This window comes from Serratia sp. FGI94 (assembly GCF_000330865.1).
Taxonomy (GTDB): Bacteria; Pseudomonadota; Gammaproteobacteria; order Enterobacterales; family Enterobacteriaceae; genus Serratia_B; species Serratia_B rubidaea.
Genome location: NC_020064.1, coordinates 176,984 through 203,783 on the forward strand (window position 1 = coordinate 176,984; position 26,800 = coordinate 203,783).

At 61.0% G+C, this 26,800-nt stretch carries 24 protein-coding genes; 12 read left to right on the plus strand and 12 right to left on the minus strand.

The genetic code is table 11. The features are described 5' to 3' along the window. The first annotated feature begins 56 nt into the window (after window positions 1-56). Window positions 57-1,121 carry an AbrB family transcriptional regulator gene (locus D781_RS00760; RefSeq protein ID WP_015344147.1) on the plus strand — a complete coding sequence of 355 codons (1,065 nt, stop codon included), beginning with the start codon at window positions 57-59 and terminating at the stop codon, window positions 1,119-1,121. Here the strand turns inward: D781_RS00760 and rarD are convergent. Next, window positions 1,113-2,000, minus strand: a complete 888-nt coding sequence (gene rarD, locus D781_RS00765; RefSeq protein ID WP_015344148.1) for an EamA family transporter RarD — start codon at window positions 1,998-2,000, stop codon at window positions 1,113-1,115. The genes D781_RS00760 and rarD overlap by 9 nt on opposite strands. Before the next feature lie 63 nt (window positions 2,001-2,063). Next, the gene (locus tag D781_RS00770; RefSeq protein WP_015344149.1) at window positions 2,064-2,534 is read right to left on the minus strand and encodes a thioesterase family protein; all 471 of its coding nucleotides are present in this window, start codon (window positions 2,532-2,534) and stop codon (window positions 2,064-2,066) included. 202 nt (window positions 2,535-2,736) lie between these two features. On the opposite strand from D781_RS00770, the gene pldA reads away from it, so the two are divergent. The 5 genes from pldA to yigL all read left to right on the plus strand — a co-directional run bounded on the left by pldA (window position 2,737) and on the right by yigL (window position 8,046). Then, a complete protein-coding gene (gene pldA, locus D781_RS00775; protein WP_015344150.1) occupies window positions 2,737-3,615 on the plus strand; it encodes a phospholipase A in 879 nt (292 codons plus the stop codon). An 85-nt stretch (window positions 3,616-3,700) separates the two neighbouring features. Then, entirely contained in the window at window positions 3,701-5,533 is a 1,833-nt protein-coding gene (gene recQ, locus D781_RS00780; protein WP_041411688.1) for an ATP-dependent DNA helicase RecQ, read from the plus strand. A gap of 2 nt (window positions 5,534-5,535) precedes the next feature. Continuing rightward, the gene (rhtC, locus tag D781_RS00785; protein ID WP_015344152.1) at window positions 5,536-6,165 is read left to right on the plus strand and encodes a threonine export protein RhtC; all 630 of its coding nucleotides are present in this window, start codon (window positions 5,536-5,538) and stop codon (window positions 6,163-6,165) included. A 32-nt stretch (window positions 6,166-6,197) separates the two neighbouring features. Next, complete coding sequence (gene pldB, locus D781_RS00790) at window positions 6,198-7,238, plus strand: lysophospholipase L2 (protein WP_015344153.1); 1,041 nt, start codon at window positions 6,198-6,200, stop codon at window positions 7,236-7,238. Between the two features lie 7 nt (window positions 7,239-7,245). Continuing rightward, the gene (gene yigL / locus D781_RS00795) at window positions 7,246-8,046 is read left to right on the plus strand and encodes a sugar/pyridoxal phosphate phosphatase YigL (protein WP_015344154.1); all 801 of its coding nucleotides are present in this window, start codon (window positions 7,246-7,248) and stop codon (window positions 8,044-8,046) included. A 67-nt stretch (window positions 8,047-8,113) separates the two neighbouring features. On the opposite strand, the gene glpQ is transcribed toward yigL, so the two are convergent. Both glpQ and glpT read right to left on the minus strand, forming a co-directional pair. Continuing rightward, entirely contained in the window at window positions 8,114-9,193 is a 1,080-nt protein-coding gene (gene glpQ / locus D781_RS00800; protein ID WP_015344155.1) for a glycerophosphodiester phosphodiesterase, read from the minus strand. A 112-nt stretch (window positions 9,194-9,305) separates the two neighbouring features. Then, window positions 9,306-10,658 (minus strand): glycerol-3-phosphate transporter, encoded by a 1,353-nt coding sequence (gene glpT / locus D781_RS00805; protein ID WP_015344156.1) that lies wholly within the window; start codon window positions 10,656-10,658, stop codon window positions 9,306-9,308. A gap of 360 nt (window positions 10,659-11,018) precedes the next feature. Here glpT and glpA point away from each other — a divergent pair, with 360 nt between their 5' ends. Genes glpA through glpC form a run of 3 tightly spaced genes read left to right on the plus strand, consistent with a single transcriptional unit; the run spans window position 11,019 to window position 15,125 of the window. After that, window positions 11,019-12,668: an anaerobic glycerol-3-phosphate dehydrogenase subunit A gene (gene glpA, locus D781_RS00810; protein WP_015344157.1), complete on the plus strand. Its 1,650-nt coding sequence runs from the start codon at window positions 11,019-11,021 to the stop codon at window positions 12,666-12,668. Continuing rightward, the gene (gene glpB, locus D781_RS00815) at window positions 12,658-13,929 is read left to right on the plus strand and encodes a glycerol-3-phosphate dehydrogenase subunit GlpB (protein WP_015344158.1); all 1,272 of its coding nucleotides are present in this window, start codon (window positions 12,658-12,660) and stop codon (window positions 13,927-13,929) included. Before glpA ends, glpB begins: the two co-directional genes overlap by 11 nt. Beyond that, entirely contained in the window at window positions 13,926-15,125 is a 1,200-nt protein-coding gene (glpC, locus tag D781_RS00820) for an anaerobic glycerol-3-phosphate dehydrogenase subunit GlpC (RefSeq protein ID WP_015344159.1), read from the plus strand. Before glpB ends, glpC begins: the two co-directional genes overlap by 4 nt. Before the next feature lie 41 nt (window positions 15,126-15,166). On the opposite strand, the gene D781_RS00825 is transcribed toward glpC, so the two are convergent. The 3 genes from D781_RS00825 to D781_RS00835 form a co-directional block, all read right to left on the minus strand. Continuing rightward, the gene (locus tag D781_RS00825) at window positions 15,167-15,730 is read right to left on the minus strand and encodes a DcrB family lipoprotein (protein WP_015344160.1); all 564 of its coding nucleotides are present in this window, start codon (window positions 15,728-15,730) and stop codon (window positions 15,167-15,169) included. A gap of 156 nt (window positions 15,731-15,886) precedes the next feature. After that, window positions 15,887-16,318: a GNAT family N-acetyltransferase gene (locus D781_RS00830; RefSeq protein WP_015344161.1), complete on the minus strand. Its 432-nt coding sequence runs from the start codon at window positions 16,316-16,318 to the stop codon at window positions 15,887-15,889. 39 nt (window positions 16,319-16,357) lie between these two features. After that, on the minus strand, window positions 16,358-17,023 hold the full coding sequence (locus tag D781_RS00835) for a 7-cyano-7-deazaguanine/7-aminomethyl-7-deazaguanine transporter (RefSeq protein WP_015344162.1): 666 nt from the start codon (window positions 17,021-17,023) through the stop codon (window positions 16,358-16,360). 269 nt (window positions 17,024-17,292) lie between these two features. Between D781_RS00835 and tusA the strand changes: the two genes are divergently transcribed. Next, the gene (gene tusA / locus D781_RS00840) at window positions 17,293-17,547 is read left to right on the plus strand and encodes a sulfurtransferase TusA (protein ID WP_015344163.1); all 255 of its coding nucleotides are present in this window, start codon (window positions 17,293-17,295) and stop codon (window positions 17,545-17,547) included. A gap of 17 nt (window positions 17,548-17,564) precedes the next feature. On the opposite strand, the gene D781_RS00845 is transcribed toward tusA, so the two are convergent. From D781_RS00845 to D781_RS00860, 4 genes are all read right to left on the minus strand, one after another. Continuing rightward, window positions 17,565-18,626 carry a DUF4056 domain-containing protein gene (locus tag D781_RS00845; RefSeq protein WP_233494108.1) on the minus strand — a complete coding sequence of 354 codons (1,062 nt, stop codon included), beginning with the start codon at window positions 18,624-18,626 and terminating at the stop codon, window positions 17,565-17,567. Window positions 18,627-18,685: 59 nt separating this feature from the next. Beyond that, the gene (locus D781_RS00850) at window positions 18,686-19,813 is read right to left on the minus strand and encodes a BamA/TamA family outer membrane protein (RefSeq protein ID WP_015344165.1); all 1,128 of its coding nucleotides are present in this window, start codon (window positions 19,811-19,813) and stop codon (window positions 18,686-18,688) included. After that, window positions 19,813-20,901, minus strand: a complete 1,089-nt coding sequence (locus tag D781_RS00855; protein WP_015344166.1) for a hypothetical protein — start codon at window positions 20,899-20,901, stop codon at window positions 19,813-19,815. Before D781_RS00855 ends, D781_RS00850 begins: the two co-directional genes overlap by 1 nt. A 144-nt stretch (window positions 20,902-21,045) precedes the next feature. After that, complete coding sequence (locus tag D781_RS00860; protein ID WP_015344167.1) at window positions 21,046-23,367, minus strand: zinc/cadmium/mercury/lead-transporting ATPase; 2,322 nt, start codon at window positions 23,365-23,367, stop codon at window positions 21,046-21,048. A 666-nt stretch (window positions 23,368-24,033) separates the two neighbouring features. Between D781_RS00860 and D781_RS00865 the strand changes: the two genes are divergently transcribed. Beyond that, complete coding sequence (locus D781_RS00865) at window positions 24,034-25,476, plus strand: serralysin family metalloprotease (RefSeq protein ID WP_041411689.1); 1,443 nt, start codon at window positions 24,034-24,036, stop codon at window positions 25,474-25,476. Window positions 25,477-25,633: 157 nt separating this feature from the next. Continuing rightward, a complete protein-coding gene (locus tag D781_RS00870; RefSeq protein ID WP_015344169.1) occupies window positions 25,634-25,948 on the plus strand; it encodes a protease inhibitor Inh/omp19 family protein in 315 nt (104 codons plus the stop codon). Window positions 25,949-25,979: 31 nt separating this feature from the next. On the opposite strand, the gene D781_RS00875 is transcribed toward D781_RS00870, so the two are convergent. After that, window positions 25,980-26,606: a lysoplasmalogenase gene (locus D781_RS00875; protein WP_015344170.1), complete on the minus strand. Its 627-nt coding sequence runs from the start codon at window positions 26,604-26,606 to the stop codon at window positions 25,980-25,982. Window positions 26,607-26,800: the final 194 nt, after the last annotated feature.

Here is a 26,800-nt window from a genome sequence, read left to right on the forward strand (position 1 = left end):
CGCCCTTAGCCTGCTAAGATAATTCCCTGCAAAATTATTTGAAGGCAATCCTTCCGATGGAGAGGTTCCCCGCGGTACTGCAATGGCTGATCCTGCTGCTGGCGTCGCTGGCGCTGGGGTTCGGCCTACTGGCTTTCCATATTCCCGCCGCCCTGTTGCTGGGGCCGATGATCGTTGGCGTTACTCTCGGGCTGCTGGGCGCGTCGGTGCGCATTCCCAAGCCGCTGTTTATCGGCGCGCAGGCGGTGCTGGGCTGCATGATCGCCCAAAGCCTGTCTCCTTCCATGCTGACGCCGCTGCTGGCTGATTGGCCGCTGATCCTGCTGGTGCTGCTGGCGACGCTGCTGGCCAGCGGTATCTCCGGCTGGTGTCTGGTGCGCTTTAGCGACCTGCCCGGCCCGACCGGCGCCTGGGGCGCCTCGCCCGGCGGCGCGTCGGCGATGGTCGCCATGGCCGGCGACTTTGGCGCCGACGTGCGTCTGGTGGCATTTATGCAGTATCTGCGCGTGCTGTTTGTCGCCACCGCGGCGGCGGTGGTGGCGCGTATCGGTCTGGGCGATGAGGCGGGGCAGGGCAGCGCGACGCTGAACTGGTTCCCGCCGCTGGACTGGCGCTTTCTGGCGACGCTGGCGGTGGCGGCCGCCGGCGCCTGGCTGGGTCCGCGCTTGCGCATACCGTCGGGGGCGCTGCTGCTGCCGATGATTATCGGCGCCGCGCTGCACTCCAGCGGCGCGATGGCGCTGCAGGTGCCGGAATGGCTGCTGGCGCTGGCCTATACGCTGATTGGCTGGAGCGTGGGGCTGCGCTTTACCCGGCCGATCTTGCTGTTGGCGTTGCGTACGCTGCCGCAGATGTTGGTGTCCATCGCCGCACTGATGCTGTTTTGCGGCCTGCTGGCGTGGATGCTGACCTGCTTCCTGCCGGTAGACATGATGACCGCTTATCTGGCCACCAGCCCCGGCGGGCTGGACACGGTGGCGATTATCGCCGCCGGCAGCCGTGTGGATATGTCATTTGTGATGGCGCTGCAGACGCTGCGGCTGTTTACCATCCTGCTGACCGGGCCGGCGATCGCGCGTTTTATTTCCAACCATGCGACGCCGGCCTCCAGCTCATCGTAGCTTACGCTGGGTGTACAGGGCGTCGAGGGTGAACAGCACCAGCGCCGCCCAGATAAAGCCGAAGGTCACCAGTTTATCCTGGCCGACGGTTTCCCCGTAGAAGGTGATCGCCAGTAGGAACATCAGCGTCGGGCCGAGATACTGGAAAAAGCCCAGCGTCGACAGGCGCAGACGGGTGGCGGCGGCGGTGAAGAACAGCAGCGGCACGGTGGTGACGATGCCGGCGGCCACCAGCAGCAGGTTGAGCGACCAGGGGTTGGCACCGAGATGGCTGGTGGCGCTGTCGGCGATAAAGAACAGATAGACGGCGGCGACCGGCAACAGCCACAGCGTCTCAATCAGCATGCCGGTCTGCGCGTCGATGGCGATCTTCTTGCGCAGCAGGCCGTAGAAGGCAAAGCTGAATGCCAGCCCCAGTCCGATAACCGGCAGCGAGCCGAATTGCCACAGCTGCACCAGCACGCCGGTAAACGCCAGGGCGACCGCCACCCACTGCATGCGGCGGAAACGCTCGCCGAGAAACAGCATCCCCAACAGCACGTTGACCAGCGGGTTGATAAAGTAACCCAGGCTGGCTTCCAGCATATGGTGGTTATTCACCGCCCAGATAAACAGCAGCCAGTTGCCGCCGATCAGCAGCGCGGTGAGCGCCAGCAGCAACAGACGCTTGCGGTTGGCGCAGGCGGCGCGCACCTGCGGCCAGTTACGCCCCAGCGTCACCAGCGCCAGCATAAAGAAAAATGACCAGAGGATCCGGTGGGTCAGGATCTCATCGGCCGGCACCTGCTGGATAAGTTTGAAATAGGCCGGGGCGATGCCCCAAATAAAATAGGCGGCCAGGGCAAAGAAGATACCCTGACGCGTTTGCTGTGCGTCCATGACGTGACCTGGAGGTAAGAGAGTCGATACGGTGAGTGTACTGAAGACGCTCACCGGGCACAATCAGCCAACCAGGTAGGTGGCGGTGGCGCTGGCGATATGCAGGCCGTCGTTGTTATGCAGTTCGACGCGGGCGACCGCCACCTTGTTGCCGCTGCGCAGCACCGAGGCGGAGGCGATAAAATGTTCGCCGCGGCCGGGGCGCAGATAGTCGACGCGCAGGTCAATGGTGCCCATGCGCGACAGGCGCGCCGCCAGCTCCTCTTCAACCAGCGATTCCTGACGCATCAGTACGCTGCCGACGCACGCCAGCCCGGCGGCGACGTCCAGCACCGAGGCGATCACGCCGCCGTGCAGGATCTTCTGCGCGGCGTTGCCCACCAGCTTGTGCTGATTGGTAAAGGTCAGCTCGACGCCGTCGTCGTCGAAGTGGCGCAGCTCCAGGCCCAATTCGCGGTTAAACGGCATGTGATAAACAAAGATCTCGCCAATCTTCTGGCGAGCGGCTTCTGTTGTGAGAGGCAGGGTCGACATAGCGGTGATTCTTCTTATTGATAAATGGGTTTAGGGTACTGGTCAGTCCAGGTTAATGGTTTGTTGATTTTATGCTTAACCTTTGTTGCTTTCCAGACTATTCCAATAAAAGCGCCCCGGACTGCTGTAAACGTCGCTTTGTGTGTAAAATGGCCTGTTTTTATTTCAGGGTGTGTTTTTATTTGCTGGAGTGATGAGAATTATGCGTATTCTGTCAGGGGCCGTGATGGCAACGCTGTTAGCCCCGGCGCTGGTTCAGGCCGAAGAAGCGAAACAACAAGAAATACATGATAAACCGGCGGTTAACGGCAGCATTATCGCCAATATGCTGCAATCCCACGATAACCCGTTTACGCTCTACCCGTACGAACCCAACTACATACTGTATAGCTACACCAGCGATCTCAATAAAGAGGCGATCGACAGCTACAGCTGGGCGGATCACGCGCGCAAAGACGAGGTGAAATTCCAGCTCAGCCTGGCCTTCCCACTGTGGCGCGGCATTGTTGGTGAAAACTCGGTGCTTGGCGCGTCCTATACTCAACGCTCTTGGTGGCAGCTGTCCAACAGCGGCCAGTCCTCGCCGTTCCGCGAAACCAACTACGAGCCGCAGATTTTCCTCGGCTGGGCGACGGATTACACCTTTGCCGGCTGGACGCTGCGCGACGTTGAGGTGGGGCTTAACCACCAGTCGAACGGCCGCTCGGAGCCGACGTCGCGCAGTTGGAACCGCGCCTACGCGCGCCTGATGGCGCAGAACGGCAACTGGCAGGTAGACGTCAAACCCTGGCTGCGTTTCTCCGAAAGCGCCAGCAGCGACGACAACCCGGATATCACCAAGTACATGGGCTACTACCGCCTGAAAGTCGGTTATACCTGGGGCGAGAGCGTATTCAGCGTAGACGGCCACTATAACTGGAACAGCGGTTTCGGCGGGGCGGAGCTGGGCTGGAGCTATCCGATCACCAAGCACGTGCGTTTCTATACCCAGGTATTCAGCGGCTATGGCGAATCGATGATTGATTACAACTTCCGGCAGACACGCGTCGGCGTTGGTGTCATGCTGAACGATATTATGTAATCATAGCCCCGCGTCCCAGAGGCCGTCGCACATCCGGCGGCGGCCTTACTTATCGGGGTACTCAGAATTTAACATGGGGAAGTGTGTGTCTACCGCAGCAGTGATAAACAGCGAATTGCTGGCAGAGCAGGTGTTACGCGACACCTTTGGCTATCAACAATTCCGTCCGGGGCAACAAACGATTATCGACGCGGTAACCCGCGGCCAGGACTGTCTGGTGGTAATGCCGACCGGCGGCGGCAAATCGTTGTGCTATCAAATCCCGGCGCTGATGCTGGAGGGCCTGACCCTGGTGGTTTCCCCGCTGATCTCCCTGATGAAGGATCAGGTGGACCAACTGCTGGCCAACGGCGTGGCGGCGGCCTGCTATAACTCGACGCAAACGCGCGAACAGCAGCTGGAGGTGATGGCCGGCTGCCGCAGCGGTGCGATTAAAATGCTGTATATCGCTCCTGAACGCCTGATGATGGACAGTTTCCTGTCGCTGCTCGACAGCTGCCCGCCGGCGATGCTGGCGGTGGACGAGGCGCACTGTATTTCTCAGTGGGGCCACGACTTCCGGCCGGAGTACCGCGCGCTCGGCCAGCTGAAGCAGCGCTTCCCGGCGATGCCGGTGGTCGCGCTGACGGCCACCGCCGATGAGACGACGCGCAACGACATTACGCGCCTGCTGGCGCTGCAGGACCCGCTGATTCAGGTCAGCAGCTTCGACCGGCCGAACATCCGCTATACGCTGGTGGAAAAATTCAAACCGCTCGATCAGCTGTGGCGCTTTGTGCAGGACCAGCGCGGTAAAAGCGGCATTATTTACTGCAACAGCCGCGCCAAGGTGGAAGACACCGCCGCCCGTCTGCAGAGCCGCGGCCTGAGCGTGGCGGCCTATCACGCCGGCCTCGACAACGCGCGGCGCGCGCAGGTGCAGGAAGGCTTCCAGCGCGACGACCTGCAGGTGGTGGTGGCGACGGTGGCGTTCGGTATGGGCATCAACAAACCCAACGTGCGCTTCGTGGTGCACTTCGACATCCCGCGCAACATTGAATCCTACTACCAGGAAACCGGCCGCGCCGGCCGTGACGGCCTGCCGGCGGAGGCGATCCTGCTGTATGACCCGGCCGATATGGCCTGGCTGCGCCGCTGTCTGGAGGAGAAGCCCGCCGGGCAGCAGCTGGATATTGAGCGCCATAAGCTCAACGCCATGGGCGCCTTTGCCGAGGCGCAGACCTGCCGCCGCCTGGTGCTGCTCAACTACTTTGGCGAAGGTAAACAGGAAGCCTGCGGCAACTGCGATATCTGCCTCGACCCGCCGAAGCGCTACGACGGGCTGGAGGACGCGCGCAAGGCGCTGTCGGCGATCGGCCGCGTCGGCCAGCGTTTCGGCATCGGCTACGTGGTGGAAGTGCTGCGCGGCTCCAATAATCAGCGTATCCGCGAATTCGGCCATGACAAACTGCCGGTGTACGGCATCGGCCGCGATCACACCACCGAACACTGGATCAGCGTGCTGCGTCAGCTGATCCACCTGGGCTTTATTACCCAGAACGTCGCCATGCACTCGGCGCTGCAGCTGACCGAAGCCGCGCGTCCGGTACTGCGCGGCGAAGTCGAACTGCAGCTGGCGGTGCCGCGTATTCAGAGCCTGAAGCCGCGCGGCGGCTCGGCGCAGAAATCCTACGGCGGTAACTACGACCGCAAACTGTTCGCCAAGCTGCGTAAGCTGCGCAAGTCGATCGCCGATGAAGAAAATATTCCGCCGTACGTGGTGTTTAACGACTCGACGCTGCTGGAAATGGCGGAGCAGATGCCGACCCGGGCCAGCGAGCTGCTGAGCGTCAACGGCGTCGGCCAGCGCAAGCTCGAACGTTTCGGCACGCCGTTTATGGCGATGATCCGCGACCATATGGATAACGACGAGGAGTAATCATGCTGATGCTGTTTCTGACGGTCGCGCTGGTGCACCTGATTGCCCTGATGAGTCCGGGGCCGGACTTCTTCTTTGTCTCGCAGACTGCCGCCAGCCGCTCGCGCCGCGAGGCGATGATGGGCGTGCTGGGTATCGCCCTCGGGATCGTGGTGTGGGCCGGCGTGGCGCTGATGGGGCTGCACCTGATTCTGGCGAAGATGGCCTGGCTGCATCAGATTATCATGGTCGGCGGCGGCATCTATCTGTGCTGGATGGGCTGGCAGCTGCTGCGTTCGGCGCGCGCCAGGCGCGGGCAGCCGGCGGCGCTGCCGGACGAGGCGAGCGTGACGCTGGCCAAACCGGGCCGCAGCTTTATCCGCGGGTTTCTCACCAACCTGTCCAACCCGAAAGCGGTGATCTACTTCGGCAGCGTGTTTTCGCTGTTTGTCGGCGACAGCGTCGGCGCCGGCGCGCGCTGGGGACTGTTTCTGCTGATCGTGGCGGAAACCTTCGCCTGGTTCAGCCTGGTGGCGATGATTTTCGCCCTGCCGGCGATGCGCCGCGGCTATCAGCGGCTGGCGAAATGGATCGACGGGCTGGCGGGCGTTCTGTTCACCGGTTTCGGTTTACACCTGATTTTTACCCGCTGAGCGGGCGGCGCTAGCGGAAAGGAAGGCATGTCATGACGGCGTCTATACTCAGCCCCGATGAATGGCTCACGCGTGAAACCCAGTTTGCGGCCTTTGCCACCGGCCCGCTGCTGGATTTCTGGCGCACGCGCCAGGAGGGTGAGTTCAGCGGCGTCGATGAGGTGCCGATTCGCTATGTGCGCTTTAGCGCGCCGCAGCATCAGCGGGTGGTGGTGATCAGCCCCGGCCGCATCGAAAGCTATGTGAAGTACCCGGAAGTCGCCTACGATCTGTTTCAGTGCGGCTACGACGTGATGATTATCGACCACCGCGGGCAGGGGCGCTCCGGGCGTCTGCTGGCGGACAGCCACCGTGGCCACGTGGTGAACTTTGCCGATTACGTCGAAGATTTTACGCGCTTTTATCAGCAGGCGGTGCAGCCGCTGGGCTATCGCCAGCATTTCGCCCTGGCGCACTCGATGGGCGGTGCGATTCTGGCGCAGTTCCTCGCCCGCCAGCCGCAGGCGTTCGCCGCCGCTGCGCTGTGCGCGCCGATGTTCGGCATCTACCTGCCGATGCCCGACTGGATGGCGCACCGCATCCTGAACTGGGCGGAGAAACGGCCGAACGTGCGCGATTACTATGCGGTGGGCACCGGCCAGTGGCGGCCGCTGCCGTATATGGTCAACGTGCTGACCCACAGCCGCGAGCGCTACCGGCGCGCGGTGCGTTACTATGCCGACTACCCGGAGCTGCAGGTGGGCGGGCCGACCTACCACTGGGTGCGGGAAAGTATTCAGGCCGGGCAACAGGCGATTGCCGAGGCCGCAGAGATCGCTACGCCAATCTTGTTATTGCAGGCCGGTGAGGAACGGGTGGTCGACAACCGTTCGCACCAGGCTTTTTGTCAGGCACTGTCAGACGCGGGACACCCTTGCGAAGGGGAAAAACCGCGGGTTATCCAGGGCGCACGCCATGAGATCCTGTTTGAGCGGGACGCTATGCGCGCCGAAGCACTAAACGCAATCCTGCGTTTTTATGCTCAACACGCTTTCAGCGGCGCTGATGCCGCCGACAACTCCATTAGAGGTTGACCTATTTATGTATCATGTTGTTGCTTCCGACCTGGATGGCACCCTGCTGTCCCCTGACCATACGTTGTCACCTTATGCCAAAGAGACGCTGCAGCTGCTGACGCAGCGCGGCGTGCATTTTGTGTTTGCCACCGGCCGTCACCATATCGACGTGGGGCAAATCCGCGATAACCTCGGTATCAGCGCGTTTATGATCACCTCCAACGGCGCGCGGGTGCATAACACCGCCGGCGAGCTGATCTTCAGCCACAATCTGGACGGCGATATCGCCCGCGATCTGTACGGCATCGTGCATAACAGCCCGGATATCACCACCAACGTCTACCGTAACGACGACTGGTTTATCAACCGCAACAGCCCGGAGCAGGAAGAGTTCTTCCGCGAGTCGGTGTTCAAATATCAGCTGTTTGAGCCAGGCCTGCTGGAAACCGACGGCGTCTGCAAGGTGTACTTCACCTGTGACGACCACGAGAAACTGCTGCCGCTGGAAGCGGCGATTAATGCGCGCTGGGGTGACCGGGTGAACGTCAGCTTCTCGTTCCCGACCTGCCTGGAAGTGATGGCCGGCGGCGTGTCGAAGGGGCATGCGCTGGAAGAAGTGGCGAAGATTATCGGCTACACGCTGAAAGAGTGCATCGCGTTCGGCGACGGCATGAACGATCTGGAGATGCTGGCGATGGCGGGCAAAGGCTGCATTATGCGCGACGCGCATCAGCGCCTGAAGGATAAGCTGCCGGAGCTGGAGGTGATTGGCTCCAACGTGGATAACGCGGTGCCGCACTATCTGCGCGAGATGTTCCTCTCCTGAGTGATGCGGCCGGGGCGCGCCCCGGCCGGCATCGATAGCATGGCTGACCTGTCGGCCAGCCTGCGTTTTACCGGTGTTGCCCCTGTTTTTGCAGGAACTGCACGCCTTTGTCCGGGAAGTCGGTGAATACCCCGTCAACGCCGGCCTGGTTATAAATCACGTCGTACAGTTGGTTGACGTCGGTGACGTACTTCGGCAGCGCGTCGGCGCGGATGGTGAACGGATGCACCGCCAGCTTGTTGGCGTGCGCCTCTTTCACCATGTCGGTCAGCACGATATGGCCCGGTTTGGACTTCTCTGCTTCCACCAGCATGTGGTAGTCAGGCCCGATGCCGTCGGCATACTGGGCGATCTGCTTCATCGCGCCCGGCTTGAACATCCAGTCATAGTCGTAGTTGACCCATTTACCGTCGGCGTTCTGCTCGTAGGTTTCATTCCAGTCGTTATAGGCGATCAGCTGCACCAGCTTCAGATCCATGCCCAGCTTCGGCTCCAGCTCGGTTTTGATGCGTTTCAGCTCGTTGGCGTCGAAGCACTGCAGGTAGACGTTATCGTTCTTACCGGTGTAGCCGTACTGCTTCAGTACCGCCAGCACTTTGCTGGAGATGTCTTTCCCTTCCTGCTGGTGGAACCACGGCGCCTTGATTTCCGGATAGATGCCGATGTTGTTGCCGGTTGAGTGGTTCAGGCCCTGCACGAACTCAATCTCTTCCTGGAAGGTGTGGACGCGGAAGTCGGATTTACCCATCGGGAAGCGGCCCGGGTAGCTCTGCACCTGCTTGCCGTCTTTGATATCAAAGCCTTCGGTGAACTTCAGCGATTTGATCTCGGCCAGGGTAAAGTCGATGGCGTAGTAGCGCCCGTCTTTGCGCGCGCGGTCCGGGAAGCGTTTGGCGACGTCGGTCACGCGGTCCAGGTAGTGATCGTGCAGCACCACCAGTTCGTCATCCTTGGTCATCACCAGGTCCTGCTCGAGGAAATCTGCACCCTGTGCGTAGGCCATGGCCTTGGCCGGCAGCGTGTGCTCCGGCAGGTAGCCGCTGGCGCCGCGGTGGGCGATCACCACCTTGTCGGCGGCAAAGGCGGCGCTGCTCATGGTTGTCGCCAGAATAATCCCTGACAGCAGGGCTTTAACGTGAGTCCGCATAGTCTTCTCCTTAAGTGGCAGGGTAGCCGTGGGCGGCATCGTTGCCAGTGAGTGGGAATAAAAAGGCCGCGGTGCGGCGGCCTTTTAGGATAGTGCATGATTTTCGTGACGATTAGTCGCGTTTGGCCGCAACTTCTGCGTGATGTTTCTTCTCGTTCAGCATGGTCAGCAGCAGCAGGATGACTGCGGCGATGCTGCCGCCGATCATTACCATAAAGCCGCCGTCCCAACCGAAGAAGTCCACGGTGTAGCCGACGATGGCGCTGGCGGCGACCGAGCCGCCCAGGTAACCGAACAGGCCGGTGAAGCCAGCGGCGGTGCCTGCGGCTTTCTTCGGCGCCAGTTCCAGCGCGTGCAGGCCGATCAGCATCACCGGGCCGTAAATCAGGAAGCCGATAACCAGCATGCAGATCATGTCGATCGTCGGGTTGCCCGCCGGGTTCATCCAGAAGACGATGGTGGCGATGGTCACCAGCGTCATAAAGAAGACGCCGGTGGCGCCGCGGTTGCCTTTAAACACTTTATCCGACATCCAGCCGCACAGCAGGGTGCCCGGGATACCGGCATATTCGTACAGGAAGTAGGCCCAGGAGGACTTATCCAGCGCGAAGTGCTTCACCTCTTTCAGGTAGGTCGGCGACCAGTCCAGAATGCCGTAGCGCAGCAGGTAAACGAACACGTTGGCGACCGCGATATACCACAGCAGCTTGTTCGGCAGGATGTACTGCATGAAGATCTGCTTGGCGGTCAGCTCTTCTTCCGCTTTCTCGCTGTAATCGTCCGGGTAGTCGTTTTTATACTCTTCCACCGGCGGCAGGCCGCAGGACTGCGGCGTATCGCGCATCAGGCCGAAGGCGATCAGGGCCACCAGAATGGCGCCGAAGGCCGGCATATACAGCGCGGCGTGCCAGTCGTTGAACCAGGCCATGCCGAGCAGGAACAGCAGCGGCGGCAGACCGCCGCCGACGTTGTGGGCGCAGTTCCAGACGGAGACGATCTGACCGCGTTCTTTCTGCGACCACCAGTGCACCATGGTGCGGCCGCACGGCGGCCAACCCATGCCCTGGAACCAGCCACACAGGAACAGCAGCACGAACATCACGGCGATGCTGGAGGTGGCCCACGGAACGAAGCCCATAAACAGCATGACGCAGGCGGCCAGGATCAGACCGGCGGGCAGGAAGACGCGCGGGTTAGAGCGGTCGGACACCGAGCCCATGATAAATTTGGAAAAACCGTAAGCGATGGAGATCCCTGACAGGGCGAAGCCCAGATCGCCGCGGCTGAAGCCTTCTTCGATCAGATAAGGCATCGCCAGGGTGAAGTTCTTACGCACCAGATAGTACGCGGCGTAGCCGAAGAAAATTCCCATAAAAATTTGCCAGCGCAGTCGGCGATAGAGCGGATCTACCTTGTCGACCGGCACACGAGCAATGTGTGCGGCTGGCTTAAAAATACTCAGCATGAGCGCCTCCGATTGGCTTTATCAGTATGACACGCTCAGAGCAGGTGTTCTGAGTCGTGCTTGAGCGGATATAAAAAGTGTTGCTTTTTGTTCCATAACGAACACCATGCTAGACAAAACCCCTGGTTGGCTCTGTGATGGATGGCGCATTTGTTACACTTTTATAAAACAACGGCGAATTTTGAGCGATTCGTTAACGTTATGAAATAGAGAAAAGCAAAAAAGTCGTGATATCGATCACATAAGTGGACTTTTATGGACATTTCTCTTTCGTTTTATGTTCGTTATTGTTCCTTATCAAACAAAGCCTGCACGAACTGTGGATCAATAGCCCCATCATCAGCGTCATTGGGGGTGGAAATGAGCCACGCTGCACCGGTAACTGAAACGGATGTCATCATTATAGGCGGCGGCGCGACCGGCGCCGGTATTGCCCGCGACTGCGCACGCCGCGGCATACGCTGCCTGCTGCTGGAACGTCACGATATCGCCACCGGCGCCACCGGGCGCAACCACGGCCTGCTGCACAGCGGCGCGCGCTATGCGGTGACCGACGGCGAGTCCGCCCGCGAATGCATTGAAGAAAACCGCATTTTGAAGCGTATTGCGCACCACTGTATTGAAAGCACCGATGGCCTGTTCATTACGCTGCCGCAGGATTCTCTGGCGTATCAGCAGCAGTTTATTCAGGCCTGTCAGCAGGCCGGCATTGACGCCCAGGCGATCGACCCGCAGCTGGCGCTGCGTCTGGAGCCGGCGGCCAACCCGGCGCTAATCGGCGCGGTGCGGGTGCCGGACGGCACGGTGGATCCCTTCCGGCTGACCGCGGCCAACATGCTGGATGCACGCGAGCAGGGCGCGCAGATCCTGACCTACCATCAGGTGGTGGGGCTGCTGCGCGTGGGCGATCGCGTGCGCGGCGTGCGCGTTTACGACCATCAGCAGCGGCGTCAGTATGAAATACGCGCGGAGGTGGTGGTCAACGCCGCCGGCATCTGGGGCCAGCAGATCGCCGAATACGCCGATCTGCGCGTGCGCATGTTCCCGGCAAAGGGGGCGCTGCTGATCCTCGGCCACCGCATCAATAATAGGGTGATCAACCGCTGCCGCAAACCGGCGGACGCCGACATTCTGGTGCCGGGCGATACCATCTCGCTGATCGGCACCACCTCGACGCACATTGATTACGACCAGATCGACAACATGCTGGTGACGCCGCAGGAAGTGGATACGCTGATGCGCGAAGGGGCGCTGCTGGCGCCCGCGATGGCGCAAACCCGCATTCTGCGCGCCTACGCCGGCGTGCGGCCGCTGGTGGCCAGCGACGACGACCCGTCCGGGCGCAACGTCAGCCGCGGCATCGTGCTGCTCGACCACGCGCAGCGCGACGGCCTGGAAGGCTTTATCACCATCACCGGCGGCAAACTGATGACCTACCGGCTGATGGCGGAGTGGGCCACCAATCTGGTATGCGAAAAACTCGGCGTCAGCGCCCGCTGCACCACCGCCGAGCAGGCGCTGCCCGGCTCGCGCCAGTCGGCGGAGGAGACCGTGCGCCGCGTGGTGTCGCTGCCGGCCAGCATCCGCGGTTCGGCGGTGTATCGCCACGGCGACCGCGCCGCTCTGGTGCCGGCCGAAAACCGTCTTGATACCAGCCTGGTGTGTGAATGCGAAGCGGTAACCGCCGGTGAGGTGCGCTACGCGGTGGAGTCGCTGACGGTGAATAACCTGGTGGATTTACGCCGCCGCACCCGCGTAGGGATGGGCACCTGCCAGGGTGAGCTGTGCGCCTGTCGCGCCGCCGGCCTGCTGTCCCGCTTTAACGTCACGACGCCGCAGCAGTCCATCGCCCAGCTCTCCCACTTCCTGAACGAACGCTGGAAGGGCGTGCGGCCCATCGCCTGGGGCGATGCGCTGCGTGAAAGCGAGTTCACCAGCTGGGTCTATCAGGGGCTGTGCGGGCTGGACGCGTGCGGCGACGCTAAACAGGAGGCGGATGATGCAATTTGACGTGGTGGTGATCGGCGGCGGACTGGCGGGCTTAAGCTGCGCGCTGCGGCTGAGCGAGCTGGGCAAGCGCTGCGCGGTGGTGAGCAACGGTCAGAACGCGCTCTATTTCGCCTCCGGCTCGCTGGATTTGCTGGCGCAGCTGCCGGACGGCACGCCGGTGGCGGCGCCGCTCGGCGCGCTGCCTGCCCTGGCGCGACAGGCGCCGCAGCACCCTTACAGCCTGATGGGGTCGACACAGGTGGCGGCGCTGGCGGATGAAGCGCAGCAGCTGCTGCAGCGTTGCGGCCTGGCGATGCAGGGCGATTGCCGGATGAACCATTTGCGCATTACGCCGCTGGGTACGCGGCGGGCGACCTGGCTCAGCCCGCAGGCGGTGCCGACCACGCCGCTGGACGCGCCGCTGCCGTGGCGCAGCATTGCGGTGCTGGGCATTGAAGGTTTTCTGGATTTTCAGCCGCAGATGGTGGCCAGCTCGCTGCAGCGTCAGCAGGGCGTTGACGTCCGCATCGGCCAGCTGCATCTGCCGGCGCTTGACCGTCTGCGCAATAACCCCAGCGAATTTCGCGCGGTGAATATCGCCCGCGTGCTGGACTCGCCGGCACAGGGCGCCGCGCTGACGGAGGAGATCCGACGGCTGGCGGACGAGGCGGAGGTGGTGTTCCTGCCGGCCTGTCTGGGGCTGGAAGACGATCAGGCGCTGCAGACGCTGCAGCAGCGGTTGGGTAAGCCGGTGCATCTGCTGCCGACCCTGCCGCCTTCTGTACTGGGCATGCGTCTGCATCAGGCGCTACGCCAGCGTCTGGTGCAGCTGGGCGGTGTGCTGATGCCCGGCGATCGCGCGCTGCGCGCCGAGTTTGACGGCGGACGGGTGACGGCCTTGTATACCCGCAACCACGGCGATATTCCGCTGCGGGCGCCGCAGCTGGTGCTGGCCGGCGGCAGTTTCTTCAGCAACGGCCTGAGTTCGGATAGCAACGGCATCCGCGAGCCGGTATTCGGGCTGGATGTCTACGACAGCGCCGAACGCGCCGACTGGTGCCGGCGCGATTTATTCGCACCGCAGCCTTACCTGCAGTTTGGCGTACGCACCGATGCGCGGCTGCGCGCCATCAGGCAGGGGCAGGCGTTGGACAATCTGTACGCCATCGGCGCGGTGACCGGTGGCTACGACCCGCTGCAGCAGGGCTGCGGCGCCGGCGTATCGCTGTTGGGGGCGCTGCATGCCGCCCGGAATATTGTTGAACAGGGGGAGGGCGCATGAGCCTGACGAGCGACAACAGCTTTGAAAGCTGTATCAAGTGCACCGTCTGCACCACCTATTGCCCGGTGGCCAAAGTCAATCCGCTCTATCCGGGGCCGAAGCAGGCGGGGCCGGACGGCGAGCGCCTGCGGCTGAAGGATTCGGCGCTGTATGACGAAGCGCTGAAGTACTGCACCAACTGCAAACGCTGCGAAGTGGCCTGCCCGTCGGAGGTGAAAATCGGCGATATTATCCAGCGGGCGCGCGCCGAGCTGAGCCAGAGCACGCCGAGCCTGCGCGACGCCATCCTCAGCCACACCGATATCATGGGCTCGCTGTCGACGCCGTTCGCGCCGATCGTCAACGCCGCCACCGGCCTGAAGCCGGTGCGCAAGCTGCTGGACAAGGCGCTGAAAATCGACCATCGCCGCACGCTGCCGAAGTACTCGTTCGGCACTTTCCGCCGCTGGTATCGTCAGCAGGCGCAGCAGCAGCGGCGCTATGGCGAGCAGGTGGCGTTTTTCCACGGCTGCTTCGTCAACTACAACCATCCGCAGCTGGGCAAGGATCTGATCCGCGTCTTTAACGCCATGGAGATCGGCGTGCAGCTGCTGCAGCGGGAAAAATGCTGCGGCGTGCCGCTGATCGCCAACGGCTTTATCGATCAGGCGAAAAAGCAGGCTGCCGTAAACGCTGAATCGCTGCGTCAGACGGTGCTGGAGCAGGGCATTCCGGTGGTCGCCACCTCGTCGAGCTGCACCTTTACCCTGCGCGACGAGTATCCGCACCTGCTGGGGGTGGATACCACGGCGGTGCGCGACCGCGTGGAGCTGGCGACGCGCTATCTCTACCGCCTGCTGAGCGAGGGGCGGACGCTGCCGCTGCGCTCTACGCCGCTGCGCGTGGCCTACCATACGCCGTGTCATATGGAAAAAATGGGCTGGACGGCTTACACCCTGGCGCTGCTGCGGCAGATCCCCGGCGTGGAGCTGGTGGTGCTGGATTCCCAGTGCTGCGGTATTGCCGGTACGTACGGCTTTAAATCGGAGAATTACGCCACTTCGCAGGGCATCGGCGCGTCGCTGTTCCGGCAGATTGAGCAGAGCGGCGTGGATTTGGTGGTGACCGATTGTGAAACCTGCAAATGGCAGATTGAGATGTCGACCAGCAAGCGCTGTGAACATCCGATTACGCTGCTGGCGCAGGCGCTGGCGTAAGCCTGAGGGAAACGGGGCCGGCGTTGCCGGCCCGCGGAGGATTACGGTTTGAGCTTCAGCGTGCTGATAATCGCCGAGGCGTCGGTCTGCGCCTGCTGCTGATTATCCGCCGGCAGCGTCACCTGGATGGTCAGCAGATGGTTGTCCAGCGAGCCGATCAGGATGGACGAATAGGCTTTCTCGCCGCCGCTGCTGAGGATGCTGTCCAACTGACGCAGCGGTACGCCGTCGACGTCGATGGCTTTATTGGTCACCACCTGCAGGTTGGCGTCGCGCGCGCGCTGCGTGGTTTCCAGACGCTGCGCCAGGGTTTCCAGGCTCTCGCTGGTTTTATCGCCCAGAATGACGATCACCGCGCGCTGGCCGGTGCTGTCGGCATACACGTGCATATTGTTGGCCTGGTTGCCCAGCTTGCCGCTTTGATCGGACATGCCGGTCGGCAGGGTAAAGGCCAGCTTACCGTCCAGCAGGCTCACCTGTTGTGCGGCCGCGCTGCTGCTGGCGGCATCGCCGGCCGGTGCCGCCGCGTCTTTGCTGTTGCCGTCGCAGGCTGCCAGGCCAAGTACCAGCAGGCTGATACCCATTAATTTTGCTACTTTACGCATTGGGCTTTCTTCCTTTTCTTCACGGGTTATACCCTGAATCATGCAAATGCAGGGCAGCGCATAACGCTAAAATTCCTGTTACCTGAAGTATGACGGATAGCGTGTCTCTTTGCTTGATCGCAACCTATTCATTAGCAAAATGCAAGGCAGATTGTGTCACAGCGTTTTTTCCAGTAATAACCGATAATCAGCCACTTCGCCCTTCTTTTCCAGCGTAATAATCTGATAGTGACGAGCGATCAGCAGCATCAGCATGCCGCGGAACTGGTTGCGCGTTTTCACTGTCAGTCGGCGGAACCCCTGCGTGCGCGCCCAGCGTTCCTGCTCCTCCAGCAGCCGCCCGGCGACGCCGCGGCGGCGAAAGGCCGGCAGCACGCCGCCCAGCCAGCTGTAGAAAGTGTCGTCACCGGTTTGATAGCCCAGTTTAAAACCGGCCGGCTGACCGTCCAGCTCGGCAATCAGCGCGTAATGCATCGCGTCGCCGATGCGCAGCTGCAGATCCTGCAGGCGGTGGGCGGCGTTAAATTCAGGGATGCGCTGATAGAGCTGCTGGATCTCAGCCAGCGTGGCAGAGCGGGTGGTTAACATCTTGGCGGCCTCCGTCGTTGCGCAGGCCGCCATCATAACTTAACTGGCCTGCAGCGCACCCGCCTGCTGACGGCCGGCGAGGCGTTTCAGCAGCATATTCAGCAGCACGCCGTACATCGGCAGGAAGAACAGCAGACAGATCATCACCTTGAAGCTGTAGTCCACCAGGGCGATCTCCACCCAGTTGGCGGCCATAAACGGATCGCTGCTCTGGTAGAAGGCGATAAAGAAGAACGACAGCGTATCGCTGATATTGCCGAGGAACATCGCGGCGGCGGGCGCTACCCACCAGGCGCTGCGCTGGCGCAGGCGGTTAAACACGTGCACGTCGAGGATCTGGCCGAGCACGTAGGCCATAAAGCTGGCGACGGCGATGCGCGCGACAAACAGGTTGAACTGCCCCAGCGCCGCCAGTCCCTGCCACGCGCCCTGAAACGTCACGGTGGAAATCACGTAGGAGATAAACAGCGCCGGCACCATCACCGCCAGAATGATCTTTCTCGCCAGCGGCGCGCCGAAAATACGCACGGTCAGGTCGGTAGCCAGAAAAATAAACGGGAAGGTAAAGGCGCCCCAGGTGGTGTGGAAGCCGAAAATGGTAATCGGCAGCTGCACCAGATAGTTGCTGGAGGTAATGATGATGATGTGGAACAGCGACAGCCAAAGCAACGCGGCGGTGCGCTGTTGCGGAGTAAAAGCGTACATAATTGACCTTTTTGAATGAATGGGGTGAGGGAACCCATACCAACGATGTTCACCCCGCGCGGCGCGAGGGGATAAATAAGGATTGCCGCCGCCGTTTTTTGTCGGCCGCGCGCCGCATGATACGCGTTTGCGCAACCAATGCAATCGACAATGCGGTTAAAATACACGCAAACGTTAACGCATGTTGCACAGAAAAACTACCGGCGTAAACTATGGCGCTATGAGATCCGGCGAGCGTTCGCCGATCGTAGTTGATCGAGATAAATAACATGAGTGACATCTTTTCCCAGGCTGACCAAACGCTCGATGCGCTTGGCCTGCGCTGTCCTGAACCGGTCATGATGGTGCGTAAAACCGTGCGCCATATGGACAATGGCCAAACGCTGCTGATCATTGCCGACGATCCGGCCACCACTCGCGATATTCCCGGCTTCTGCCGTTTTATGGAGCATACGCTGGTGGCGCAGGAAACGGAGCAGACCCCTTACCGCTACCTGCTGCGTAAAGGCACCGCCGCCGCCTGAGGCTGGTGTGCCGCCCGTCAGCGTTTTTCCAGTATCTGCCGCGCATCCTCCGCCCGGGCGTGCAGCGCCAGGTCGCTGAAGTCTGCCGCCGTATAGTACGGCGACGGCGGCGGCAGATGACGCGGGGCGCTGCCCGGCCAGAGCTGTAACTCCCCGATATCGCTCAGTGAGATGCCGTAGAGCTGCTGCGGCAGCATCAGGCGCTGCGGCGCGGTGCGTTCGAACGGCACCGGCGTCGGCAGGCGGTTGTCGCCGGTATCGTAGTTGCGTTTCAGTACCAAAAACTTCTCCGGCACCCGCCGGTGGCTGTCCCACCAGTCGCCGTCAATGCCGGCCAGCTGTCGCCGGGTCTGCGTGGCGGACACCGCCCCGAGCTGATTGAGCGCCGCAGGCAGCAGCGTTTCCATCGCGCGGTTATAGCTGCCGACCGACACCGCGCCGCCCTGCAAAATCGCATCGATCGCCAGCCGCGCGCCCAGCAGATTGGAGTAGAGATCCTCCGGCGAAAAGGCGGAAATCTCCTCGGAAAAACCGGGCACGGACTGGTAGCCATACCACTGGGCAATTTCATGCCAGGCGGCCAGCTGATACGCCAGTTTCCCCGCCAGGTAGGCCGCCAGCGTATAGCGCTGTGCCGCGTCATCCGGCGGCGTAAAGGCGTTGAGCTGAATCCGCCGCTGCGCCAGCTCTTCCCCCAGGGAAATGTGCCAGCGCTGGCCGAGGCGCGGCAGGATCTGGCTGAACAGGTACAGGGTATTGTCAGCGGTGTCGCGCACGTGGGCGATATCGATAAACCCGCCGCGGCGGGTGTACAGCAGGCCGTCCCGCTCGCTGCTCAGCCCCAGCACATTGCTGACGGCGCCGAAGGCGCTGTCGTTATAGCGGTGATGACCGAGCCGGCCGGCCTCCACCACGTTGTCCAGCTGGTAGAAGGGCACCGGAATGCCCAACGCCTGCACGTTGAGATTGAAGCCGAAGGCGCAGCACGGGCGCAACCCGTCCGGCGCGGACAGTGGGGGAGCCACCGGCCAGTCGATACGCGTGACGCGGGTCGACTGTGCCGTGACAATGGTCTCCATCGCCGCGCTGGCCTGTGCCGTATTCAGAAATATGATGAATATCAGCGCGCAATAACGCATTAAAAAGCTTCTCCCACCTGAAAATAGAACCCGCTGCTCTGACGTCCGACGCCGAAGTCGAGGCGTACGTTCATCCGCGGTTTAAACTCGAAACGGTAGCCGGCGCCGACGGTCGGCAGCCAGTTGCCGCGTCCCAGATCGCCGGCATCGCGGCTCATGGTGCCGGTGCCGGCCCACAGTACATAGCCGTGCCGCCAGTTGAGTTTGCGGCGGTACTCAAGCTGACCGCTGAAGGCGTTGCGATCGCGGTAGCGCCCCTGATAGTAGCCGCGCATGCGGTTGTCATTACCCAGTTCCGACAGGCGATCCCACGGCACCTCGCCGCTGGCAAAACGGCCGTAGAGGTCGAGCGCCAGCACGCTTTTGGCGCTCAGACTATGGTACAGATTGTACTGGGATTCCAGCGTTTCGAAGCGGCTGTCGCTGCCCAGCTCGGGCGCGAAATGGGTATAGGTCAGGTTGAAGTACTGCCCGCGGCTGGCGTTGGCGACAAAGTCCCGCGTGTCGTAGCTGAAACGTGCGCTGACGCCGGAGCTGACCGAAGACGGCCCGGCGGCTTCCGCCAGAAACAGGCTGTGGTCGCCGTTGTCCGGATCGTCGGCGTGGGTGGAGGAGAAGTCCCAGCCGAGGCCCAGATAAGTGGCGTCGGCAATGCGGTACATCACGGCAGGCGCGACCTGCAGCGACTGCTGGGTATATTTTTCCTTGTTGCTGTCGCGCCGGCCGGCCTGATAGCCGGTGCCCCAGTAATAGGTGGGCATATTTTTCATGCTGCCGGTGGCGAAAAAGCGCCACTGGTCGTTGGCGAAGAAGCTGTAGTTTTCAAACCCGACGCCGAACGCGCCGGTTGAGCTGAAAAAGCCTTTCAGCGCCAGCGTGGAGTTCTGGCTGACGCTGTCGCTGCTGTCCGGGCGATACATGCCGACCACGGCGGTGCCGATGCCCAGGCCCAGCTCCGGGGTATAAAACGGCCCGGGCAGCACGCCCCAGTCGATGGTTTTCCGGTGGTCAAACTGGTTGTCTGCGCCCAGCGGGCGCAATAAATCGTCAATCTGCTGCCGGCTGGGCAGTGTGGCGTGGGCTGCCGTGTGCGCTGCCAGCAGCAGAAGGGGAAGCCAGCGCCGCATCAGAAGCGGTATTCGGCAGAAACCATCGCACTGTTGCGTTCGCTAAAGCCGATTTCCGTCATCACGTTGAAGTTTCTGGTGATCTCATATTGCGCGCCGACCAGCACGTTCCACGGCGACTGCAGGTGTTGCTTGACCCGGAAGCGGCCTTCGCCCCGTTGGTTGGCAATGTTGATCAATGGCTGCAGGGCGGCCGGCATATTCAGATCCCCCAGGCTGCCTTTAAACTCTTGTTGTACGTCCTGATACATGCTGCCGACCCACAGGTTCAGGTGGCTGGTGCCGCTGATGCCCGGCGTCTGGAAACGGTAGCCGACGCGCGGCGTGACGGTGAGCGCCGAGATTTGCCCGTCGAGAATATTGAAGTCGGTGCGCGTGTAGTTAGTGTCCAGCGTGGCGAACCAGCTTTCATAGCCGCCGGCCAGCGTAAAGCCGGCGCCGTAGGTGGTGCCTTTAAAGTCCAGGTTGAAATCGAGATTTTGCAGCTGGCCGCTTTTGTTCATTTGATGGACGGCGGACGCGATGATTTTTTCCATAAAACCGCTGAATTGGCTAGGGTCGGAGTCCACGGAGACGATCGAGTGGGAGCTGCCGCGGGTATGGCCGACGATGCCGTAGACGTTGAGGAACGGCAGCACCCAAGCGTCGAGGCGCATCGTTTCGGTTTTGCTTTTTTCGCGGCTGTTTTCGGCCTTGATATTAAACAGATTGCCCGGCATCTGGAAGGTATCCCAGCCCAGCCCGGAGAAACTGATGCTGCTGACCTCGATATTTTGCCGCATATTCATATGGTTGATGCCGATACCGAAGGTTTCCGGCAGGTCGTAGCCGCGGGCGCGCGCTTCATCGCCCCAGAAAGGCAGTGTGTGCCGCTGAGAGGTGGACTGCAGTGGCGTTGCGGGCAGCTGGGCTGACGGCGTGGCGTCCTGCTGGCTGGCCGCTGGCAATGCGCCCTGGGCAAAAGCGGGGCGCTGGGCATTATCGATTAGACGTTCGGTGTCTTCAGGCGTGGTTTGTTGCGCAAATGTTACCACTGAAAACAGAGCAGCGGGAACGAAGATAACGTTTTTATAGTTAAAGGCTTTCATAGTTAAGGCTCTTTGCATGGAAATACGCGAAAAAAAGCGGAGTATTCTTATGGTAAGAGCGCAAGGGTATAATAAATAAAATATGGATGTGCGTACATTTAATGCGGCTATCGTGCCCCGCGCGCAGCGCGGAGCACGATAAGATCATTGACGGTTTTTTAACAGCCGGATTGCATTGAGCGTCACCAGCGCGGTGGCACCGGAGTCGGCCAGCACCGCCAGCCACAGCCCGGTGATGCCCAGCAGGCTGGTGACCAGGAAAATCCCTTTCAGCCCCAGCGCGATGGTGATGTTCTGCCGGATGTTGGCGTGGGTGGCGCGTGAGATGCGCACCATCTCGGCAATGCCCAGCAGGCGGTTGTGCGTCAGCGCTGCATCGGCGGTCTCCAGCGCGACATCGGTGCCGCTGCCCATGGCGATGCCGATGCTGGCGGCTTTCATCGCCGGCGCGTCGTTGATGCCGTCGCCGAGCATCGCCGTCGGCCGCTGCCGGCTCAATTCCGTCACCGCCGTGACCTTATCTTCCGGCAGCAGTCCGGCGCGGTAATCGATGCCCAGTTCACGGGCGATGGCGGCCGCGGCGCGCGGGTTGTCGCCGGTCAGCATTACGCCGTTGATGCCCAGCTGACCGAGCGCGTCGATCGCCTGTCGTGCATCGCTGCGCAGCGTATCACGCAGGGCCAGCAGGCCGACCGGCTGATTATCCTCCAACGCCACCACCACGGTTTTCCCTTCACTTTCCAACTGTTCCAGACGGGTTTGCCAGGTGGCGTCCAGCAGCCCCGGCGCCAGTTTGGCCGGCGCGCTGATGCGCACCGTTTTGCCGTCAAGCTGCCCTTCGATGCCGACGCCGGCCAGCGCGCGACGGTTGTCGGCCAGCGGCAGCGGTGCGCCATATTGTTCGGCGCGGCGAACGATCGCCTGCGCTAGCGGATGGTGCGAACCGGCTTCGACCGCTGCCGCCAGCGTCAGCAGCTGCTGTTCGCTCAGCGCGCCGATCGGCAGCGCGTCGGTGACCGTCGGCTTGCCTTCGGTCAGGGTGCCGGTTTTATCAAATGCGATGGTTTGCACCTGCCCCAGCTGCTCGAGGGCGGCGCCGCCTTTAATCAGCGAACCGCGCCGGGTGGCCGCCGCCAGGCCGGAGGTGATGGCCGCCGGCGTTGAAATCACCAGCGCGCACGGACAACCGATCAGCAGCAGCGTCAGGCCGCGGTAAATCCAGGTTTCCCACGGCTGGGAGAACAGCAGCGGCGGCAGCAGAATCACGGCCAGCGACAGCAGCATGATAGCCGGCGTGTAGTAGCGGCTGAAGCGGTCAAGGAAACGCTCAATCGGCGCGCGGCGCTCTTCCGCCTCTTCAATCAGTTGCAGGATGCGGTCAATGGCGTTTTTGCCCGGCTCGGAGACTACCTTCATCTGTACGGACTGATCGACCGACAGGCTGCCCGCCGCCACTTTTTCACCCTGCTGACGCTCCACCGGCACGGACTCGCCGGTCAGCGCGCTTTCGTCGAAGCTGGCGAACGGGTTAATCAGCTCGGCATCGGCCGGCAGCCGGGCGCCGGGGGCGATTTCAATCACATCGCCCGGCCGCAGGTTGCCGACCGGTACGCGCCGGCGCTGGCTGCCGTTCAGCAGCACCGCCTCTTCCGGCACCAGCGCCATCAACGCGGTGATGCCGCGGCGCGCCCGGTTGGCAGCGTAGGATTCCAGCAGTTCACCGACCATAAACAGCAGCAGCACCATCGCCGCCTCAGCGGTGGCGCCGATAAACAGCGCGCCGATGGCGGCGACGCTCATCAGGGTTTCAATGGCAAACGGCGTGCCGGAACGGATTAAACGCAGTGCCTTGCGCGCGATCGGCGCCAGCCCGACCAGCGTGGTGGCGATAAAGGCGACGCTACCCCATTGTGGGTTGATGCGGTCAAGCGCCCAACTGAGGATCATCAGCGCCGTCAGCAGTAATAAAGGCGCGTAGGGCGCAAAACGCGATGGGCTTTCCGACGCCGGCTGCGGCTGGTTGCCGATGCCCTGCAGGGTAAAGCCGGCCTGCGCGACCGCATCCTGCACGTGCTGGCTGATATCGTTCTGCGCATCCACCACCAGTTTTTCGGTGGCGAACAGCACGCGCGCGCTATCGACGCCAGGTACGGCGGTGACGGCGTTTTCGATTTTTTTGGCACAGCTTGGGCAATCCATGCCGTTGACCTTCCAGCTAAAACGTTGGCTGCCGGCTGGGGGAGCGGCGCTTAACCTGTCGCTTTCCTCATCCGGGTCGCCGCTGTCGCAGCAGCTTGCGCCGTGTTGATGCGTATGTTGATGGCCGTCGCTGCAGGCCTGGCCTGCGGCATCCGTGGGTTTTTCACTGCTGCAGCCGTGTTGGTTTTTGGCGTGGCTGTGGTTGCAGCCGCAGTCGCCGTCATGATGGTTATGTTCGTGGTGTTGATGGTCTTGATGAGTATGCATAACGCCCCCAGGCAGTTAACGATCATTATCGTGGCTGACTCTACACCCTGGAGCCAACTCCAGAGTCAAGGGGAATCACATCGGCGAGTGGTTAATTAATGAAATGATTTTATTTAGCATGCTAATAATATGCAGCTCAATCCAGAGGTTTTTATTATTTCCTTAGGCGTTATTTTGCTTTCTATATTTATTTCTTATCGTATTAATTGACCATTTTGCGCTTAATCAATTTGTGTGCGAAATAATATTGTGATCAATTCATCATTTGAGTAAATAAAAACTCAGGCGATCTGAAAAGTACCAGCATGAAACACTCGCCGCTCGATATGGCGTTCTTATTGGCCTTTGTCGCTTTCTTGTCATGATTTTCATGTTTCATATGTGTGATTTTCCTGTTTTTCCAGATAAAAACACTTTCATATGTAATTTAAAAAGTTTTTAATTCTGAGATCCTTTTAATGTCGCTATCTATACTTGGAAACGATTACCATTTGGGGTGGTGATCTTATTTACTGATTGTTATGTATTAATTCCGTCTACATTCAAGCCATCACTGGCGCATACGCGTCTTCCCAGGGATCTGCGTGATGTCATTACGCAGTAACAGGGAAGGTTATGTTTATCTATTTGATCGTTAACGATCAAATAATGCGTGGAATCGAACCAATGCAATCGAAGAAAAAAGCGATAGAAACAAATGAATCCAGCCTGGCCGCTGCCAAATCCGGTTATGATGCGGTGAATGACTTACTGCATTATCACCAACGCGGTAATGGGATTCAAGTTAATGGCAAGGACTCATTTTCTACGGAAGATGCCGGGTTATATATTACCCGTACTAACCAAACCTGGAATGGAAAAGGCGTATTTGATACGCCGGTAAAATTGACGTTCTCTTTCCCCGACTATCAGTTCAATTCCGCCAACGGCGGCGGCGATCGCGGGTTAAGCAAGTTCAGCACCGAACAGCAGCAGCAGGCCAAACTGTCGCTGCAGTCCTGGTCTGACGTCGCCAATATCACCTTCACCGAGGTGTCCGGCACGCAAAAAGCCAATATCACCTTCGGCAACTACAGCCAGGATCAGTACGGCCAGACCGACTATGACACGCAGGCGTATGCTTGGCTGCCGGGCTCCGGCAGCGTCTCCGGCCAAAGCTGGTACAACATCAACCAGTCCAATATTCAGCACCCGGCTTCTGAAGACTACGGTCGCCAGACCTTTACCCATGAAATCGGCCATGCCCTGGGCCTGAGCCACCCCGGTGATTACAACGCCGGCCAGGGTAACCCTTCCTATCGCGACGCCAGCTATGCGGAAGATACCCGCATGTTCAGCCTGATGAGCTACTGGAGTGAAAGCAACACCGGCGGCGACAACGGCGGTCATTATGCCGCCGGCCCGCTGCTGGACGACATTTCGGCGATCCAGCACCTGTACGGCGCCAACATGAGCACCCGCACCGGCGATACGGTATACGGCTTTAACTCCAATACCGACCGCGACTTCTTCAGCACCAGCAGCAACGCGGAAAAAGTGATCTTCTCCGTGTGGGATGCCGGTGGCAACGATACCTTTGATTTCTCCGGCTATAGCGCCGACCAGCGTATCAACCTGAACGAGAAGTCATTCTCCGACGTCGGCGGCCTGAAGGGCAACGTGTCGATTGCGGCGGGTGTGACCATTGAGAACGCCATCGGCGGTTCCGGCAATGACGTGCTGGTCGGCAATCAGGCGGATAACGTGCTCAAGGGCGGCGCGGGCAACGACATCCTGTTCGGCGGCGGCGGCGCCGATGAACTGTGGGGCGGCGCCGGCAGCGACACCTTTGTGTTCTCCGCCGTCAGCGACTCCACGCCGGGCGCGCCGGACTGGATCCGTGACTTCCAGAAGGGTATCGATAAAATCGATCTGTCATACTTTAACAAAGGCGGCGAGGGGGTTCATTTTGTCGACCACTTCAGCGGCGCGGCGGGCGAAGCCCTGTTAACCTATGATGCCGCCAACAACGTCAGCGATCTGGCGGTGGACTTCGGCGGACATAGCACGCCGGACTTCCTGGTGAAAATTGTCGGACAGGCGGACGTCGCCACCGACTTTATCGTCTAGGCCGTTATTTGGCCATTGCCGGTTGACCGGCAGGCGGGCGTGGCCTTGTCGGCGCGCCCGCCACGTTTACGGTGAGCAGAGCATGAGCAAACGCAGGAGGCGCGTCACCCCGGTGGTGGCCGCGATAATGACATATTGCATAACAACAGGAGCCGCTATGGCCAGCAGTCTGGTTCTTCCTTCCGCGCAGTCTCTGGCGGGTGAATGGCAGGTCGCCAGGGGCGACACGCAGTGCCGGGTCGCGTTGCGGGCTGACAAACAGCCGGCCGCCAATGGCTATCAGCTGCAGGATGAGCAGCAGTGTCTGCAGACGCTGCTGACTGCACCGGCGGCCGGCTGGCGTCCCACACCGGACGGCATCGCGCTGCTACAGGCGGATGGCGCCACGTTGGCGTTCTTTTCACGTGACGGCGACGTTTATCGCCACCGCATCGGCGATGAGGACGGCCTGACCCTGAAGGCGCTGGACTGAGTCACCGGTTCGCCGGCGCGAACCCGCAGGCTTACAGATACAGCGAACGCACAATCAGAAAGTGACCGGCAAAGTAGCAGAAGGCGACGATGGCGTCGGCGGCGCGGAATCGGCTGCGGTAGTGGCTCACCAGCCAGACAATGCTTGCCAGCAACAGCAGCGAGGTGCCGGCCAGCAGCGAGAAACCGTAGTCGGTGCTGCGCAGGAAGTACTGCTCGCCGGCCAGCCAGACCATCAGCAGCGTCATGCCGACGTAGGCCACCACCGCCCAGCGCTGTTCGCTAATGCGCGTCCACAGCGTCGCCAGCAGCAGTACGCCGATGATCAGCAGCGCCAGCGGCAGCGGCCAAAACAGGCTGAAGGTCATCTGGCTGGCGAAGCTGAGGGCATACAGCAGATGGGCAAGGAAGAATGCGCCGAGGGCGTACAGCATCTGCTGGCGGGGCAGTTGCAGCAGGGCATCACCCGCCAGGGTGGCCAGCAGGCCAAAGACGATCAGATAGCCGGCGGCGCCGAGCACCGGCGCCTGCCAGGCGAGCAGCAGCAACAGCAGCAGCGTGACGGGTTTGAACAGCCAGCGCTGCCAGCTCGGACCGCGATAGGCGGCGTCAACGTATAACCAACCGGAAAAGAATACGGCAAGGAATGGCCAACTCATATATCTTCCTTTTAGTCATCAGCGCCGCCATCGGGCGGCGCAAAAAATGTCACCTGCGTCACTTCTTCAGTGTATACCTGAATCAGGCGTGCGACGTTATTTGTCCGGCTATAGAGAAGCACGTTGCTGTGCGCTAAGGTTTTCCACTGAGTGCTATGTTTACCCGCTTTTAGCGGTAAAGGAAATGGGAAAGA

Bases quoted from the DNA above. Each gene is read 5' to 3' on its own strand.
- glpB (WP_015344158.1), top strand. From the start codon at position 12,658: ATGCAATTTGACGTGGTGGTGATCGGCGGCGGACTGGCGGGCTTAAGC.
- D781_RS00850 (WP_015344165.1), bottom strand. From the start codon at position 19,813: ATGCGGCGCTGGCTTCCCCTTCTGCTGCTGGCAGCGCACACGGCAGCC.
- D781_RS00855 (WP_015344166.1), bottom strand. From the start codon at position 20,901: ATGAAAGCCTTTAACTATAAAAACGTTATCTTCGTTCCCGCTGCTCTG.
- D781_RS00860 (WP_015344167.1), bottom strand. From the start codon at position 23,367: ATGCATACTCATCAAGACCATCAACACCACGAACATAACCATCATGAC.
- rarD (WP_015344148.1), bottom strand. From the start codon at position 2,000: ATGGACGCACAGCAAACGCGTCAGGGTATCTTCTTTGCCCTGGCCGCC.
- D781_RS00825 (WP_015344160.1), bottom strand. From the start codon at position 15,730: ATGCGTAAAGTAGCAAAATTAATGGGTATCAGCCTGCTGGTACTTGGC.
- glpQ (WP_015344155.1), bottom strand. From the start codon at position 9,193: ATGCGGACTCACGTTAAAGCCCTGCTGTCAGGGATTATTCTGGCGACA.
- D781_RS00760 (WP_015344147.1), top strand. From the start codon at position 57: ATGGAGAGGTTCCCCGCGGTACTGCAATGGCTGATCCTGCTGCTGGCG.
- D781_RS00835 (WP_015344162.1), bottom strand. From the start codon at position 17,023: ATGTACGCTTTTACTCCGCAACAGCGCACCGCCGCGTTGCTTTGGCTG.
- D781_RS00875 (WP_015344170.1), bottom strand. From the start codon at position 26,606: ATGAGTTGGCCATTCCTTGCCGTATTCTTTTCCGGTTGGTTATACGTT.
- pldA (WP_015344150.1), top strand. From the start codon at position 2,737: ATGCGTATTCTGTCAGGGGCCGTGATGGCAACGCTGTTAGCCCCGGCG.
- D781_RS00865 (WP_041411689.1), top strand. From the start codon at position 24,034: ATGCAATCGAAGAAAAAAGCGATAGAAACAAATGAATCCAGCCTGGCC.
- D781_RS00870 (WP_015344169.1), top strand. From the start codon at position 25,634: ATGGCCAGCAGTCTGGTTCTTCCTTCCGCGCAGTCTCTGGCGGGTGAA.
- glpA (WP_015344157.1), top strand. From the start codon at position 11,019: ATGAGCCACGCTGCACCGGTAACTGAAACGGATGTCATCATTATAGGC.
- D781_RS00770 (WP_015344149.1), bottom strand. From the start codon at position 2,534: ATGTCGACCCTGCCTCTCACAACAGAAGCCGCTCGCCAGAAGATTGGC.
- D781_RS00845 (WP_233494108.1), bottom strand. From the start codon at position 18,626: ATGGAGACCATTGTCACGGCACAGTCGACCCGCGTCACGCGTATCGAC.
- rhtC (WP_015344152.1), top strand. From the start codon at position 5,536: ATGCTGATGCTGTTTCTGACGGTCGCGCTGGTGCACCTGATTGCCCTG.
- pldB (WP_015344153.1), top strand. From the start codon at position 6,198: ATGACGGCGTCTATACTCAGCCCCGATGAATGGCTCACGCGTGAAACC.
- glpC (WP_015344159.1), top strand. From the start codon at position 13,926: ATGAGCCTGACGAGCGACAACAGCTTTGAAAGCTGTATCAAGTGCACC.
- D781_RS00830 (WP_015344161.1), bottom strand. From the start codon at position 16,318: ATGTTAACCACCCGCTCTGCCACGCTGGCTGAGATCCAGCAGCTCTAT.
- yigL (WP_015344154.1), top strand. From the start codon at position 7,246: ATGTATCATGTTGTTGCTTCCGACCTGGATGGCACCCTGCTGTCCCCT.
- glpT (WP_015344156.1), bottom strand. From the start codon at position 10,658: ATGCTGAGTATTTTTAAGCCAGCCGCACACATTGCTCGTGTGCCGGTC.
- tusA (WP_015344163.1), top strand. From the start codon at position 17,293: ATGAGTGACATCTTTTCCCAGGCTGACCAAACGCTCGATGCGCTTGGC.